The organism is Haloarcula regularis, assembly GCF_029338315.1.
Taxonomy (GTDB): Archaea; Halobacteriota; Halobacteria; order Halobacteriales; family Haloarculaceae; genus Haloarcula; species Haloarcula regularis.
This window is the reverse complement of sequence record NZ_CP119794.1, coordinates 529,355-545,190: the sequence shown is the minus strand read 5'-3', so window position 1 is coordinate 545,190 and position 15,836 is coordinate 529,355. Positions and strand designations below refer to the sequence as shown.

8 protein-coding genes and 4 pseudogenes are annotated in these 15,836 nt (G+C 69.0%); 8 read left to right on the top strand and 4 right to left on the bottom strand.

Going from position 1 to position 15,836, the window contains the following annotated elements; genetic code table 11:
* The first annotated feature begins 39 nt into the window (after positions 1–39).
* Both P1N55_RS02885 and P1N55_RS19575 read left to right on the top strand, forming a co-directional pair.
* Positions 40–588 carry a DUF1684 domain-containing protein gene (locus P1N55_RS02885; RefSeq protein ID WP_276277499.1) on the top strand — a complete coding sequence of 183 codons (549 nt, stop codon included), beginning with the start codon at positions 40–42 and terminating at the stop codon, positions 586–588.
* Positions 589–660: 72 nt separating this feature from the next.
* On the top strand, positions 661–1,485 hold the full coding sequence (locus tag P1N55_RS19575) for a CPBP family intramembrane glutamic endopeptidase (protein ID WP_346429995.1): 825 nt from the start codon (positions 661–663) through the stop codon (positions 1,483–1,485).
* 8 nt (positions 1,486–1,493) lie between these two features.
* On the opposite strand, the pseudogene P1N55_RS19570 reads toward P1N55_RS19575, so the two are convergent.
* Positions 1,494–6,041: pseudogene (locus P1N55_RS19570) on the bottom strand (glycoside hydrolase family 15 protein).
* Positions 6,042–6,250: 209 nt separating this feature from the next.
* On the opposite strand from P1N55_RS19570, the gene P1N55_RS02865 reads away from it, so the two are divergent.
* The gene (locus tag P1N55_RS02865) at positions 6,251–6,616 is read left to right on the top strand and encodes a DUF7510 family protein (protein ID WP_276277497.1); all 366 of its coding nucleotides are present in this window, start codon (positions 6,251–6,253) and stop codon (positions 6,614–6,616) included.
* Here P1N55_RS02865 and P1N55_RS02860 read toward each other — a convergent pair.
* Positions 6,570–7,662, bottom strand: a pseudogene (locus P1N55_RS02860) (glycosyltransferase family 4 protein). The gene P1N55_RS02865 and the pseudogene P1N55_RS02860 sit on opposite strands and share 47 nt — an antisense overlap.
* A gap of 135 nt (positions 7,663–7,797) precedes the next feature.
* On the opposite strand from P1N55_RS02860, the pseudogene malQ reads away from it, so the two are divergent.
* From malQ to P1N55_RS02840, 4 genes and pseudogenes are all read left to right on the top strand, one after another.
* Positions 7,798–9,287, top strand: a pseudogene (gene malQ / locus P1N55_RS02855) (4-alpha-glucanotransferase).
* 39 nt (positions 9,288–9,326) lie between these two features.
* Positions 9,327–10,517 (top strand): threonine synthase, encoded by a 1,191-nt coding sequence (gene thrC, locus P1N55_RS02850; protein ID WP_276277496.1) that lies wholly within the window; start codon positions 9,327–9,329, stop codon positions 10,515–10,517.
* 72 nt (positions 10,518–10,589) lie between these two features.
* Positions 10,590–11,303: a CPBP family intramembrane glutamic endopeptidase gene (locus P1N55_RS02845; protein WP_276277495.1), complete on the top strand. Its 714-nt coding sequence runs from the start codon at positions 10,590–10,592 to the stop codon at positions 11,301–11,303.
* A 39-nt stretch (positions 11,304–11,342) separates the two neighbouring features.
* Entirely contained in the window at positions 11,343–12,149 is an 807-nt protein-coding gene (locus P1N55_RS02840; RefSeq protein WP_276277494.1) for a cytochrome c oxidase subunit 3, read from the top strand.
* 8 nt (positions 12,150–12,157) lie between these two features.
* Here the strand turns inward: P1N55_RS02840 and P1N55_RS02835 are convergent, their stop codons facing one another.
* Positions 12,158–12,676 (bottom strand): hypothetical protein, encoded by a 519-nt coding sequence (locus P1N55_RS02835; protein ID WP_276277493.1) that lies wholly within the window; start codon positions 12,674–12,676, stop codon positions 12,158–12,160.
* Positions 12,669–14,953 (bottom strand): annotated as a pseudogene (locus P1N55_RS02830) (DUF6789 family protein). Before P1N55_RS02830 ends, P1N55_RS02835 begins: the two are co-directional and overlap by 8 nt.
* Before the next feature lie 144 nt (positions 14,954–15,097).
* Between P1N55_RS02830 and coxB the strand changes: the two are divergent.
* Positions 15,098–15,808 carry a cytochrome c oxidase subunit II gene (gene coxB / locus P1N55_RS02825; RefSeq protein ID WP_276277492.1) on the top strand — a complete coding sequence of 237 codons (711 nt, stop codon included), beginning with the start codon at positions 15,098–15,100 and terminating at the stop codon, positions 15,806–15,808.
* Positions 15,809–15,836 lie beyond the last annotated feature (28 nt).

Here is a 15,836-nt window from a genome sequence, read left to right as displayed (position 1 = left end):
CTCCAACAGACCCAAACTGCTGGCCGCGAACAGTTGCGTATGACCGACGCCACCGAGGACTGGGCCGAGCGCCTGCGCGCCAACCGCGCCGAGAAAGACCGGTTCCTCGCCGACCACGACCAGTCGCCCATCCCGCCGGACGAACGCGACGCCTTCGAGGGGCTGGCCTACTACGACCCCGACCCGTCCTACCGGGTCGAGGCGACGGTGACGGTCCACGACGACCCCGAGCCCGTCGAGATGGACACCACCGCCGGCCGCACCGTGCGCTACCTCCGCGTCGCGACGCTGTCGTTCGACCTAGACGGCGAACAGTACGAACTGCACGGGTACCGCCAGGCGGGCGACGACCCGACGTCGCTGTTCGTCCCGTTCCGCGACAAGACGACCGGACAGGAGACCTACCACGAGGGCCGGTACCTCGAACTGGAGGCCGACCGCGAACTGGAGGACGGCGACACCTTCCCCGTCGACTTCAACCTCGCGTACGCCCCGTTCTGTGCCTACAGCGAGACGTTCGACTGCCCGGTGCCACCGGAGGAGAACTGGCTCGAGACCACCGTCGAGGCGGGCGAGCGCAGTCGGTAGCCGTCTCCACTGGGCCCGGAACCCTCACCTCAAGAACGAACATTTTTCGTCGTACCGACAGTAGAGGAGGGTATGGAAACTGTCGCCCGAGAGCGCCCCGTCGTCCGGTCGGCCGTCGCACTCGTCGCGGCCGTCGGCCTCGGCGGCGGCGGCCTCTTCCTGGGGTTCGTTCTGGCCCTCCTCGCCGGGTTCGTCCTCTCGGCCGGCGTCGGCATCGAGATGACGCCGGTCCGGTTCATTGTCCTCAGCCTGATATTCGTCCAGGGTGTCGGCGCAGCCGGCGTCGCGCTGACGTATCGCAAGTATCGCCCGCGACTCGCGCCGAGGGTGTGGTCCGTGCTGGGTCTGTCCGGCGGCACCTCCTCGCTCTCGCTGCCGGCAGCGGTGCCGACGGTCGGCCAGGTCCTCGTCGTCGGCGTCGGGTACGTCGCCGCCATCGGTGCCGCTATGCTCGGTGGCCTCGTCGCCTCGGCGCTGAACGTCCAGACCGGCCAGAACGCCGCCGCGGAGGTCGGGATGCAGAACCCCGAGGTACTGCTGTTGCTCATCCCTGCCTCGATCCTCCTCATCGGGCCCGGCGAGGAACTGCTCTTCCGAGGCGTGGTCCAGGGACGACTCAAGGAGGTGTTCGGGTGGCAGGTGGCGGTCGTCCTCGCCAGCGTCATCTTCGCCGGCCTCCACTGGTTCGCGCTCAGCGGCGGGTCCACCACCGGGAACCTCGTCGTCCTCGCCGTGCTGGTCGGTCCCTCGCTCGTCTTCGGCCTGGCCTACGAGTTCACGGACAACATCGTCGTCCCGTCGCTCATCCACGGCGTCTACAACGCGACGCTCTTTACCCTGCTGTACGTCGCCATCGAGTACGGCGAGGGGCTGCCCGAGGCGGCCATGGTGTTCTGAGGGCCCTCTCAAAGCGTAAAGCGCGAGACGGTCGTCCCCGCTCGCTCCAGGTCTGTCCCCGACGCGGCGGCGACGATGCAGGTGTTCTCGCCGTACTCCATCTCGAGGCCCACCTCGAACACGCCGTCCTCGGGTTCGACGAGCGTCGAGTCCACCGGCGTCTTTATCGCCACGAGCGCGCCCGTGGTCTTGCCGCTGAAGACGATTCGGTCGCCCTGGAAGCGGGTGTCGACGCTGAGCGCCGGCCCCCGGTCGTGCTCGTGGACCTCCCGTTCGAGGTACCGCTCGCGGACGAACTCCGGCGTCTCGACGGGCTTGCCGGCGTCGATCCCGTGGGCCAGGCGGACGAACTGGGCCATCGCCCAGGCCAGCGGCGTCGCCGCGCCGGTCCCCTCGCCGAGCTCCCAGTCGTAGTCGGTGGTGTACTGGCGGTCCCAGACCTGTTCGGCGAGCATCCGCCCGGAGTTGGCGAAGCCGGCCATCGCGGAGAGGAGATCCCGGGTCGTCGCTCGCTGCTTCCCCCTCCGTGAGGAGCTCGTACTCCCCGCGCTCGCCGGTCAGGAGCGGCCAGAGCCGCCCCTTGCCGTTGTGCTCGACGGACCACGGGCCGCCCTGGTCGCCCCGCTCGCGCTCGCCGTAGCCGTCGCCGTTGTAGCGATAGAACGCCGGCTTGCCGTCCAGGTCGACGCGGATGGTCTTGTCGACCTCGGCCACCGAGTTGCGGACGACCGGGTCGTCCCAGGGTTTGATACCCAGACGGACCAGTTCGAGGAACCCACCGTCGATGATGTCCCGCTCGTCGAGCGTGGGGCCGCCGTTCGCCAGCGTCCGCTTGACCCCCGACTCCGGCTCGCCGTCGCGGGTCACCCTGACGTAGTACGGCGTGTGCCCGTGTTTCTCGGTGCCCGTCTCGGTCGCGGTCCAGGACTCGACGACGTTGGTCCACTGGTCGGCCAGTGCGAACCACGAGAGGGCGTCGGCGTCGTGGCCGGTGTCCATCGCCACCTTCCCGGCACAGACGAGGCCGGCTATCTCGGCGGCGATAGTCGAGGGGGAGTACCCCGCCTCCTCCTCCCAGCGTTCCTGTGAGGTCGCCGGCCCGTTCTGGACGACGTAGTCGGCCGACCGGCGCAGGTTCTCGAAGTCGTAGCCCACGTCGTCGAACGAGAGTCCCCGCTCCCAGAGGTGGTAGGCCATCACCTGCGGGAACGAGATGTTGTCCATCTGCTCGCCCACCCAGCGCGTCTCGCCGTTGACGTAGGTGTTCTGTGGCACGAACCCGTCCGGTTGCTGCTGGTGGTCGTAGACGAACTCCAGGTGGTCGATGGCCCGGTCTATGCCGTCGACGGCGTCGAAGACGGTAAAGACCTGGTAGAGGTCACGCGACCAGACGAAGTTGTACCCGACGCCCTGGGCCTTCGAGGCGGTGACCACCTCGCCCCAGGGGACCGACGGCGACGCGACAGAGGCACCCTCGAAGGTCTTGTCCTCGACGGCGAGCAGCGTCATCAGCGCGCTCCGGTACTGGGCGGCCAGGTCCGGGTCGTGGGCGACGGCCTCCGGCAGCGGCTTGTCCGCGAGGAACGACTGCCAGCTGTCCCGGTAGCCGTCCCGGATGGACTCGTACCCGGCCGCCAGCGCGCCCTCGGCCTCGCCGAGCGCCGCCGCGGTGTCGGCCTTGCCGGCGAACCCCAGCGCGATGCGGGTGTCCGTCGCCTCCCCGCTCCCGATGCGACCCACGAGGACGACGTGGTCGCTCTCGACGCTGTCGCGTTCGGCCGGTAGGTCCTCCTCGGAGAAGAGCGTCTGGAGGTGCTGGTCGCCGGCGACGCCGACCGTCGCCCAGTCGAAGCGGCGCTCGGCGGCCAGCGCGAGCGCCACCGAGTACCCCTCGCCGTTCTCGTCGACCAGCAGCGGCGGCGTGGCCGACTGCGTGTAGGCCTCCGCGTCGCGGGCGACCAGGTGGTGACCCGTCGATCCCGAGAGGCGGAGGCCTCGTTCCGTCTCGCCCGTCGTGCTCAAGGCGGTGTCGGCGACAGCGAAGACGTCGTAGCGCTTCCCGTCGCGGGCCTCGAACGTGACGTCGGCGACGACGGCATCGTGGTCGGGGTCGGCGGCGTACTCGACGGTCAGCGACCACTCGTGGCCGTGGCCGTCGCTCTGTTCGGTGATGACGTGCCGGAACAGGAGGGCGTCGTCGGCCGCCGGTTCGACGCGTCTGTCGACGGTGTCTGTACCGCTGCGCCGCCGGTTTTCCTTGTGGGTCCGGACGACGTACTGCTCGTCCCGGCAGCGCACGAGGAAATCCAGCGTCCGGAGGTTCATCAGGTCGACGCGCGGGAAGCGCGCCTCCGTCAGCGCGCCCTCGGTGAGGGTGAACCACACCCTGGAGGGGTCCGGACTGCCGTGGTCTGCGACGGTGCTGACGCCGTACTTCTCCCCGGTCGTCCACCGCAGTCGCTCCTCCGGCCCGGTCGGGGCGGGCGCGGTGGGCAGGGCGTTCTGTTCGCCCAGCACTGTCGTGGCCCGCAGTCTGAGGGCGTGGGCGGTGCCCAGCGGGGTCGCCCCGTCGAGCGTTCCGTCGTCGAAGACCTGCGCCGGCAGGTACCCCACGTCGCTGGTCAGCGGGCCGTCCTCCCGCAGGAGGTTGTACAGGTCGCTCCCCCGCTTGAGGAACGCCTCGCCGTTCCGGCCGTATCCCTCCAGCAGTTCACCGAGCGTGGCGGCGGCTGCGGCCCCCATCGCGGTCGCGAGTGGCCAGATCTTCTCGCTCGCCTGGTCCATGGTCCGCCAGCGGTCCCCCTCGAACCGGACGAGGCCGCCGACGGGGTTGCCACGCGGGTTCCGGTAGAGGCCGTTGAGCAGGGCGCCGACGTGGCCCGTCAGGCGGTCGAGGTCGGTCTCCGAGAGCGTCTCGCCCTCCAGCGAGGCGTAGGTCCTGAACGCGTCGACGAGCGCGAACGTCGAGGCGTCGAGGCGCCGGTCCGGGATGCCGTTGCCGTCCAGACGGCGGGCGAACGTCCCGGCGTCCTCGTCCCACAGCTCGTCCAGTCCCTCGTATACCCGGTGAGCACTGGCCGTCGCGGCGGCCTCCACCGCCGGTCCGACCGGCGCTCTGGCGACCGCCGCGTAGGCCTCGAGGTAGCAGGCCGCCGTGTGGGCGAACTGTCCCATCGCGTCCTCCCAGACGTTCTGACACAGATCGGGCAGGTCGTTCTGGTCCAGCGAGTCGTCCAGGGCGTCGACGGCGTCGGCGAGCGTCTCCCGGATCTCCCCGCCCAGGTCGTCGCCGACGTCGTCGCCCCGGGTCCGGAGGAAGCGAGCGAGGAACGCAGTCACCTGCGCCGTCTGGTGGGCCTGGTACTCGCCGGACGTATCGTCGTTCTCGACGTGTGCGTTGGCCCATCCCGGCGCCAGGTCACCGTCCGACGCCCAGACGCGGTGGGGCCATGTCCCGTCGTCGAGCTGGCCGGCACAGTAGAACGCGGCCTTCTCGCCGAGGCGGTCGGCGACGCCGAGGTCGACGCTGTCGTCGACCGCGAGCAGGTGTTTCGCGACGGTGGCGTCCTCGCCGAACCAGCAGTAGCCGTAGCCCCCGGAGTTGACGAAGAAGGGGTCGAAGTCGGGGGCCGAGACGTGCGCGCCCGTCGGGGCCAGCAGGAGGTCGAGGACGCGGAGGTCGGTCCGGACGAGCGAGGGGCGTGGCGACGCCTCGGGGACCGCCACGGACGTCCGTTCGCGGGCCGCCGCCCGGAGGTCGTCGGACGTCTCGTGCGTGCTGACGCAGTGTCTGAGGTCCTCGAGTGCCGCCTCGCGGGAGATGACGTCGTGGTCCGACAGTGGGTGACAAGGGAGGTCCGCGCCGCGCGACCGGTCTGTTCCAGCGGCGCGGTCACCAGAATGTCGCCGCTCAGGTGGGTGTCCTCGTAGCGCCGGGCGGCGACGTCGCGGGGGAACGAGACCGGTTCCTCGCCCAGGAGTTCGTCGAACCGCTCGGGGACCTGGCCGTGGACTTCGTCCAGGCCGGTCGAGGCCGTCACGTAGTCGTGCTCGTGGTGGTGGAACACCTCGACGGCCTTGCTCCCGTCGGGCCCGCCGTCCTGGTGGATGAGGCGGCCGACGCGCGTCTCTCGCCCCTCCGGCGCGAGCGTCATGAACGCGACGAGGTGGGCCTGTGACGGGACGGCCCCCCGGAGTTCGACGTGGGTGACGTGGGCCCGCCCCAGCGTCAGGTCGTACTGGTGGACGGTGAACTCGCCGACGTCGTACTCCGTCTCGACGAGGTTCGTCTCGCGGTAGTAGTGCTGGCGAATCGTGTCCAGGTCGCCAAACCAGTAGGTGTCGGTCTCGGTCCTGATGCCGAGCCGCGATCGGTCGATGCCGTACAGTTCGGAGAGCGGAGCCGAGAAGTCGCGGAGATAGCCGTCGGAGTCGACGTGTACCAGCCGGTCGCCGTGCCCGGAGAAGGCCCCCTCGGTGGTCCGCCGTTCCCCGGCGTACCTGTCGGGGTCGGACCGGTCGCGCTTGTAGTCGTTGAGCGCCGTGCGCAGCCGCATACCCCACCCCTACAGCGCGTCGTGTTTAGTAAATTGGGTGCTTTCCGGGTGTGGTGTCTACTATTGGGGCGAGCTCTCCGTAGCGCCAACGGTCCCGTTCGTCGAGAAACCGGCCCGCAGGGCTGTTCACACCGACGCCAGTTCAGGAACCACGGGCTTTCGGGCCGCGACGGGAGAATACCTAAGGGGCTCACACACCGAGTCGGGGTATGGCCGACCCTACAGAGCCGAGGGACACCGCGGAATCGACCGAGGCGGCGGAGACCGTCTCCTTCGACATGGACATCGTGGACGGCGAGACACGGATCGTCGTGTCGGGGGACCGCGACACCGCCGTCGTCGTCGTCTCGGACTCGGGCGAGAAGATATACCTGCCGCCGGAGGACTTCGACCGGCCGGCGGCCGAGGGCCGCCAGACACCTTACGACAGTCCCTACCAGTCACGGAGCGGGAGCGGCGACAGTCCGTACGACTCCCACCCCGACGCGACCTCCGTCACGGGGCTCGAACCGACCGCCGACGGCTACATCATCCAGCACCCGGAACCGGTGACGGACGTCCGCTTCCTCCGCTAGCTTCGAGCACGTCGTAGTAGAACTCGACGTGTTCCTCGCCGACCTGCTCCCAGGTCCGCTCCTCGTACTCGATGGGCGAGTCGATGTCCAGGGCGTACTCGATGCCCCTGGCGATCGAGTCGGAGTTCGGTTCCACCTCGATGACGCAGTCGTCCGGGAGGATCTCGCCGGCGCCGTTCTCGCAGGCGAGCACGCGCGTCCCGACCGAGAGCGCCTCGACGTAGGTGATGCCGAACGGTTCCGCGAGCGACGGCGAGACGAACAGGTCCGCGTTGGCGTAGTAGTCGCCCAGCTCCTCCTGGGGGATGTACCCCGGGAACCGGACCTGGTCCTCGACGCCGAGCAGCTCGGCGAACCGCTTGAGCTGGTCGGTGAGGTGGCCCGACCCACCCAGCACGAGGGTGACGTCGTCGCGTTTGAGCTTCGGGAGGGCATAGAGGAGATAGGCGATGCCCTTCTGGTCGGTGTGGCGGCCGACGAAACAGCATCTTCCCGTCGATGGCCAGTTCGGCCTTGATGTCCCGGCCAGTGGCCTCGACGGAGGAGAAGCCGTTGTAGATGACCGTCGCGTCGGCGCCGTACTCGGATTTTATCTTCCCGGCGGTGAACTCGCTGACGGCGATGAGGTGGTCGGATCGGTCGGCGACGCGCTGTTCGGTCTCGACCTCCCGCTCGGGCGGGTTGACGTTCCGGTCCGACGACAGGGAGTGGAAGGTCGTGATCCACTCGACGTCGTGGGCTGACTTCGCCCGCGAACCGGGATTGTAGCCGAACCAGTCGTTCGTGTGAATGATGTCCGCGTCTTCGGCGTGGTCGGCGAAGGCGCCCGCCAGCCGGCCGATGCGGGTGATGATGTCACCTTTCCCTGTCGGGACGCCGTGGATGTTCTCGCGCCCCTCCGGTGCGTACTCCTCGGGCAACACCAGCTCGAACTGGACGTCGTCGCGGGGTTGCATCACTTCGAACAGTTCCCCGATGGCCGTATCGAGGCCGCCGGTGATGTTCGGTGGGAACCCCCAGCCAAGCATCAGCACTTTGGGTGGCATATTCGGATACCCGAGTGGATGGCCGATGCGGTTATGTAACTTTGGGCGCGGCCGTCCAACGGGCCACAGCCCCGGTCAGCAGCCCCCTCGGAAAGTATCGGACCGTTGAAGAGGCAGTCCTGTGAACTCCTTCCCATGCGATTCGAACGACAGAGTGGACTCTTTCTCCACCACACGTCGCTGCCGAGCCCGCACGGCATCGGGGACCTCGGGGCCGGCGCGCGCCGGTTCGTCGACTTCCTCGAACGGGCCGACCAGTCGCTCTGGCAGTTCTGTCCGCTCGGGCCCACCTCGGCCGAGTGGGGAACTCGCCGTACCAGTCGTTCTCGGCGTTCGCCGGGAACCCGCTGCTGGTCGACCTGCGCGACCTCGGCGAGCGTGGCTACCTGGCCGACGACGAGCTCGACCCGCCCGAGGGCGTCTCCGAGCACTCGGTGAACTACGGGACCGTCGCCGAGTTCAAGCGCGACCGCCTCCGCAGCGCCTACGAGCGCTTCGACGAGGACGCGAGCGATACCGACCGGGAGGCGTTCGCGGCGTTCCGCGAGCGCGAGGCGGGGTGGCTCGACGGCTACGCGCTGTTCATGGCGCTGAAGTCCCACTTCGACGGCCAGATCTGGACTGACTGGCCCCACGAAGTCAAGACGCGCCAGCCGGATGCGCTCGAGGAGTACCGCGACGAGCTCGCCGACGAGGTGGGCTACCACGAGTTCGTCCAGTGGGTGTTCGACGAACAGTGGCAGGCCCTCTACGAGTACGCCAGCGACGCCGGCGTGCAACTGGTCGGCGACCTGCCCATCTACGTCGCGCTGGACTCGGCGGACGTCTGGGCGGCCCCCGACGCCTTCCAGCTGACCGAGGACAACGACCCGGCCGTGGTCGCGGGCGTCCCGCCCAACCCCGACGACAGCGGGCAGCGCTGGGGGAACCCGCTGTACGACTGGGAGACGCTGGCCGAGAACGACTACGACTGGTGGATCGACCGCCTGGAGCGCCTGTTCGAGATGGTCGACATCACGCGCATCGACCACTTCAAGGGCTTCGACGAATACTGGGCCATCCCCGCCGACTCCGAGGACCCCGCCGACGGCGAGTGGCGCGACGGGCCCGGCGCCGACTTCTTCGAGACGGTCGAGGCCGAGCTCGGCGACCTCCCCTTCTTCGCGGAGGACCTCGGGTTCATCGACGAGACCATGGTGTCTTTGCGCGACCGCTTCGAGTTCCCCGGCATGCGCGTCCCGCAGTACGCCGACTGGTGCCAGGAGGGGCACATGTACCAGCCGATGCACTTCCCGGAGAACGCCGTCGGCTACACCTCGACCCACGACACCGACACCATCGTCGGTTACTACCGCCAGCTCGACGACCGCCAGCGCGACTGCCTGCACTACAACCTGGGGACCGACGGGAGCGAGATCAACTGGGACATCGTCGAGGCGGTCTGGAACTCCAACGCCGTCGTCGCGATGACGACGATGCAGGACCTGCTGGGACTTGGCAGCGACGCCCGGTTCAACCTTCCGGGCAGCGCCACCGGCAACTGGCAGTGGCGCGTCACCGAGGACGGATTCGACGCGGACGTGGCCGAGCGCCTGCGCCAGGTGACCGACCGGACCATCCGGTAGTCCGGCAAGGGCTTTCTCCGGGCCGCTCGAACGCGGCGTATGGATCTCGACGTGACCTGTTATGCCTGCGGTTCGGACGGCCGGCTCGCCGACGGGACCCGCTGTGCCTGCGGCGAGCCTCACTGGCTCCGGACCGACGCGGCCGGCTTCGAGTGGCCAGAGACCGCCGAGCGTTCGCTGTGGCGGTACCGCGACCTGTTGCCGCCGGTCGACCCCCAGGGATTGGCCGCGGCCGCCGGCGGGACGCCGCTGGTCAGGGCCGACCGCTTGGACGACGATGTCGGCGCCCGCGTCCACGTCAAGTACGAGGGCGCGAACCCGACGGGGACGTTCAAGGACCGCGGCAGCGCCGTGGGCGTGACTGTCGCCGAGGCGGCAGGGGCCGCGGCCGTCGGTACGGTCTCGCACGGGAACATGGCCCGGTCGATGGCTGCCCACGCCGCGAGCGCCGGCCTGGATTGCGTGGTGCTCGTCCCGGCGGATATCCCGACCGAACGGCTCGGTCTCATCGCGCGCTACGACCCGATCGTCCTCCGCGTCGAGGGCGGCTACGACCGCCTCTACGAGGCCTCGCTGCGGGTCGGGCGCGACCACGGCGTCCGGTTCGTCAACTCCGACACGCCGCTCCGTGTCGCCGGGCAGCAGACGACGGGCCTGGAGATTCTGGAGGCGTTCGCGCCCGACGGGCCGGACGCCGTCGTGGTCCCCGTCTCCAGCGGCGGCCACGCCAGCGGCCTCTGGAAGGCGGTCCGGGAACTGGAGACCGCTGGCCTGCTCGCGGACCCGCCCGCGCTGTACTTCGTGCAGGCGTCGGCGTGTGCACCCATCGCCGAGGCGTGGGCCCGGGACGCCGACGCCGTCGCGCCCGTCGACGGCGGCGAGACGGTGGCCTACTCCATCGCGAACGCCGACCCACCCAGCGGGACCCGGGTGCTCGCGGCTGCCCGCGACACCGGCGGTGCCGTCCTCGCAGTCGCCGACGACGCCATCCTGGCGGCCCGGCGGACGCTCGTCGAACAAACCGGCCTGTTCGTCGAGTCGGCGTGCGCGACGGCGCTTGCCGGCGCCCGCGACCTGGCGGCGTCGGGGGCGTTCGACCCGACCGACGACGTCGTGCTGGTGGCCACGGGAACCGGCTTCGCCGAACGCGACGTCGACCCGGTCGACCCGACCGCCCGGACCGTCCACGTCGACGCGCTTGACGGGGCGCTCGAGTCAGTTCTCTCCTGAGTCGGCGTCGGCGAAGTTCGACACCCGATAACCAACCCATACTTTTCGCCGTCGTCCCCCAGTGTCAGGTGGATGTCGTCACCCGACCCCGACGCGAGCGCGCTCCGCTGGACGGTCCCCGAGGTCGTGGGCCTCACGGCCGTCGCCATCCTCATCTCGCTGGTTGCCGGCGTCGCCTTCGTCGTGCCCGTCCTCGCGCTCGGGTTCGACCTCGGGACGACGCCGGTCCTCGTCGGTGCGACGGCTGCCGGCCAGGTCGGCCTCCTGCTCGTTGCGTACGCGTTCGTCAGGCGCCGGACCCTCTCTGTCCGGGTCGCTCGTCCCTCTCGCCGGGAGGTCGGCGAGGTGGTCGGGTGGACGCTCGTCGCCCTCGTCGTCGCCGTCGGCGCCTCGGCGCTGCTCTCGGCCGCGGGGCTCGTCCCCGAGTCCGTGATCCAGACGGCCGCCGAGCGCGACCCGACCATCCTGCTCGCGCTGGCGCTCCTGTCGATAGTACTGGTCGCCCCGGCCGAGGAACTGCTCTTCCGCGGCGCCATCCAGGGACGTCTCCGCCAGCGGTACGGTCCGAAGCCGGCTATCGCCGGGGCAAGCGTCCTCTTCGGGTCGGTCCATCTGACGAACTTCACCGGGGCGCTGCCGCCGATTCTGGCCACCATCGCACTCCTGACGGCCGTCGGCGCCGTCTTCGGCGTCGCCTACGAACGGACCGGCAACCTTGCGGTCCCCATCGCGGTCCACGCCACGTACAACCTCGTCCTGCTGTCGGTCTCGTTCCTGTCACTGTAGTGGGAGGCGTTTATACCGACGGCGTCCATTGTGGCCGGTATGGCCGGTTCGACTGCCGGAGTGCACGCGAGCGGGAGCGACCACGAGCACGCGAGTCGCTGGCCCCTCGTGGCCGCGTTCGGTGCCGGCGCGCTGTACCTGGGGGTCGGGCTCGCCTTCGTCGGCCTCGACCTCGTCCCCGCCGTGATACCGGTCGCGCTGGGCGGCCTGGGGGCGGTTGGGCTGGTCGCGGGGCTCGCGGGCTGGGCCAACGAAGCGTTCGTTCGCGACTATCGCGCCGCTCGCGGCGCGTCGGGGTCGCTCTACGACACGACGATGGTCCTGTTCCTGGTCTCCGACGTGGCCACCTTCGCCGCGGGGTTCGTGTACTACGCGTTCGTCCGCGCCGGCCAGTGGCCGCCGGCGCACCTCCCGCCGCTCCTGAGCTCGCTGGTGCTCGTCAACACCGCCCTGCTGCTGGCCAGCAGCATCACGCTGCACTACGGACATCACGCGCTCGAGGGCGGCGACCGGCGGCGCTTCATCGCCCTGCTGGGGCTGACGGTGGCCCTGGGCGTGGTCTTCGTCGCCGGACAGGTCATCGAGTACGTCGAGTTCGTCGTCGGCGAAGGCTTTACCCTCTCCAGCGGCGTCTTCGCGAGCGCATTCTACGGGCTGACCGGGCTCCACGGCCTGCACGTCAGCCTCGGGGTGGTCCTGCTGGGCATCGCGTTCGCTCGCGCGCTCCGCGGCCACTACTCTCCGGAGCGTGACACCGCCATCCGGACGACGGCGCTGTACTGGCACTTCGTCGACGCCGTGTGGGTGTTCCTGGTCGTAGTCCTCTACGTCGGCGCGAGCGTCTGACCGGCGGGTTACCGGGCGCGTCGGTCCAGCGCCACGAGTCGCTGGTAGATGGGTGGCGTGAGGATCATCACGACTCCGAGCCCGATGGCGAACACGCCGAGCGGGAACTGAAGCGGCGCGGCCCGGAAACAGGGATTCTCCGAGACGGTGGTGACGTAGTGTCGCTCGCCCTCGTACGCGACGAGCGACCCGTTCCTGAACGCCGCCGCGTTCGGGAACTCGCCCGATACGTGGGCCTCGTTCCTCGGCGCAGTGAGCGCCTCCCGGAAGGCCGCTTGCTCGGCGGGCGAGAGGTCCTCGAACTGGAACTGTCGGAGGTTCGGTCCCTCCTCGCCGAACCGTTCGGTAGTCGCGTCTGGCCCTTCCACGGCGATGGTCGGTTCGCCACAGTTCAGCACCGGGCCCTCCAGGATGGCGTACCCGCCCGGCACTGCGGCGCCGATGCCGATAGCCACCAGCAAAACGCCGGCGAAGGGCGCGACGTAGGTGAACACCACCGACTCGCGCTCCCCGTCGCCGTCAGTCATCCGACTCGACACCCCAGAAGCGTGCCCGGCGCCGGGACTCGAGGTACTGGTAGGTCACGCTGAGGCCGAGGCCGTAGGCCCAGTGGGCCACGAGGACGAACCCCAGGTAGCCCACCAGCGCCAGGCCCCGCTGGCCCGTGTAGAACGCGACTGCAAAGCCCGTCGAGATGACCGTCGCGAACACGAGGCCCGTCTCGAACAGCAGGCGGCCCGGCAGGTACTCGGAGAACGCCAGGAACAGCAGCGGCCACGTGACGGTGCCCCCGACGAGAAACAGGACAGCGCCGAACAGCGGCCGGGCGGGCAGGCCGACGATCTCGGCGATCTCGCCGAACGACGCCGGGTCGAGCACGCCGACGAGCCAGGCGGTGCCCAGCCCCCCGGCCATGAGGACGGTGCCGACGAAGCCCCCGATGGCCGCGAGCCCCGCATTTCGGGTGACCGTCTGTGCGACGTTGCCCACGCTGCCCTCGGTGAACCCCTTCGGCTCGCCCTCGGGCGCGTACGAACGCCGCGTGCTCGTCGGTTCGGTGGGTTCGATGTCGTACGTCTCGACCAGTCGCCGCTCGAACCACCGCCACTCGCGGGTGAACTGGTTCGTCGCCTTCAGGTTCCAGGGGTCGGTCGTCTTCACGACGTCGCCCTGCCAGTACGACACCAGCATGTTGTAGAGCCACAGCAGGGCGCTCAACCCGATGACGTAGGCGCCGATGGTGGCTATCTGCTGGCCGAACTGGAGTTCGGGCGGGTAGACGGCCTGCCGGCGCGGGAACCCGAGACCCCCGATGACCGTCAGCGTGACGAACGTGACGAAAGAGCCAAAGATGAGGAGCACGGCCTGGAACCGCGCCAGGCGCGTGTCGTACCACCGGCCGGTGATGAGCGGGTACCAGTAGTAGCTCGCGGCGATCATCAGGAACGGGATGATACCGACGACGATGAGGTGGAAGTGCCCGACAACGTAGTAGGTCCCGTGGTAGAGGACGTCGACGGGGATGACCGCGAGGAAGACGCCCGTGACGCCACCGACGATGAACGTCGAGATGCCCCCCGCACAGAGGATGAACGGCGCGGTCAGCCGGACGTCGCCGTCCCACATCGTCGTGATCCAGTTGAACACCTTGATGGCGCTCGGGACGGCGATGGCGATAGAGACCGCCATGAACGAGGCCTTCAGCCGTGGGTCGACGCTCGTCGTGAACATGTGGTGGGCCCAGACGCCGAACGCGAGGACGCCGAGGCCGAGCGTCGAGTAGACGATGAACTGGTAGCCGAAGAGCTTCCGGCCGACGAACTTCGGGAGGATGGTACTCAACAGCCCGGTTGCCGGGAGGAAGAGGATGTACACCTCGGGGTGGCCCCAGAACCAGAACAGGTGTTGCCAGAGGATGGCCCCGCCCCCCCTCCGTCGCGAAGAACGTCGTCCCGAGGTTGCGGTCCAGCAGGAGCATCACCAGGGCGCTTCCCAGCAACGGGAAGGCAAACAGCGCCAGCCCGCTCGTGACGAGCATGTTCCACGAGAAGATGTCCAGGTTCGCCCAGGTGACGCCGTCCTCGCGCTCGTAGACGATGGTCGCGATGAAGTTGATAGCCCCGACCGTCGTCGCGATGCCCGAGAGGTGCAGGCCCAACAGGAGCAGGTCTATCTGTGGGTTCGGTTGCTGGACCGACAGCGGGGCATAGAGGGTCCACCCGACGCTCACCTCGCGGACGGTCAGGAAGAACTCGATGGCCTCGGGCGGGAAAGAGGGAGAGGACCTGTCCGCCGACCTGGACCAGCAGCCCCATCCGGGCCATCAGCAGCGCCGGCGGGAGCATCCAGAACCCGACGGCGTTGACCCGCGGGAAGGCCATGTCGTCGGCCCCGACGAGCAGCGGGAGGACGTAGTTCCCGATGCCGTAGAACACGGGGAGGACGAAGAAGATCAGCATCGTCAGCCCGTGGGTGGTAAAGAGCGCGTTGTAGGTCTCGGGCGTCCAGATGTCCGCGGGCGGTGTCAGCAGTTCCGTCCGGAGCATCATCGCGTCGACGCCGCCCCACAGGCCAGCAATGGTACCGAAAGCGATGTACAGCAGTCCGATGTCACGGTGGTTCGTCGTCGTCAGCCACCGGTACAGCTCGGACCCCACGCGGTCGACCTCGTACTGGAGCCCCTCGCGGGTGATCGCGCCGCCGTCGCTCTCGAGGCGCGCGTGCCAGCGCGAGCGGATCCACAGCGCCAGCACGGCGAGCGCGAGGAGGCCGAGCGCGGTCCCCTCGACGACGGCGCGGTTCACCGGCGGCCTCCCGTGTGCCCCGTGAGCACGGTACGAATTTCAGCCGAGAGACACATCTACCGACGTTGCCAGTGGCTCGATAATAAAACTACGCGACGGCGGCCTGGCGAAGTTATATGACAGTCCCACTACAATCGTGTGCTAATGCGTCTCAGTCGGGTCCTGTCCTGGTCGCTGCTGGCCGTGGCCGCGCTGGGCGCGCTCGCTTCGCCAGCGGCCGCCCAGTCACTCAACCGGGCGGCCATCGACGAGCTCAACGAGCAGCTGCTCTACGTCGCCCTGCCGCTGACGCTGTTCGTCGAGCTCACCCTCGTCTACGCCATCTACCGCTTCCGGAACAACGACGCCCCTCGTCCGACCGTCGACGACCCGGCGCTGGAGGTGACCTGGACGGCCGCGACGGGAGCCATCCTCGTGTTCGTGGGCATCTCGGCGTTCTTCGTGCTCGCGACGCCCTATATCAGTCCCGCCGCGGCGACACCCGCCGACGGAGACGGGGCCGCCGACATGGAGGTCGAAGTGCTCGCCTACCAGTGGGGCTGGGAGTTCCACTACCCGGACTCGGAGGTCACAACCCAGTCGCGACTCGTGATTCCCGTCGACAGGGACGTCAGGTTCCGGCTGCGCACGGTAGACGTGATACACTCCTTCTACGTCCCACAACTGGGCATCAAGCAGGACGTCTTCCCCGGCCAGGAGATGATTGCCCGGACCCATGCGACGGAGACAGGGTCGTACCGTCTCCACTGTGCGGAACTGTGCGGGTCCGGCCACAGTCGGATGGACGGGACGGTGGTCGTGCTGAATCGAAGCGAGTACGACCGGTGGGTCGCGAACCGGACCGCCGAGTCCTGAACTCGGGAGAACGGGGGAATTAAACCGC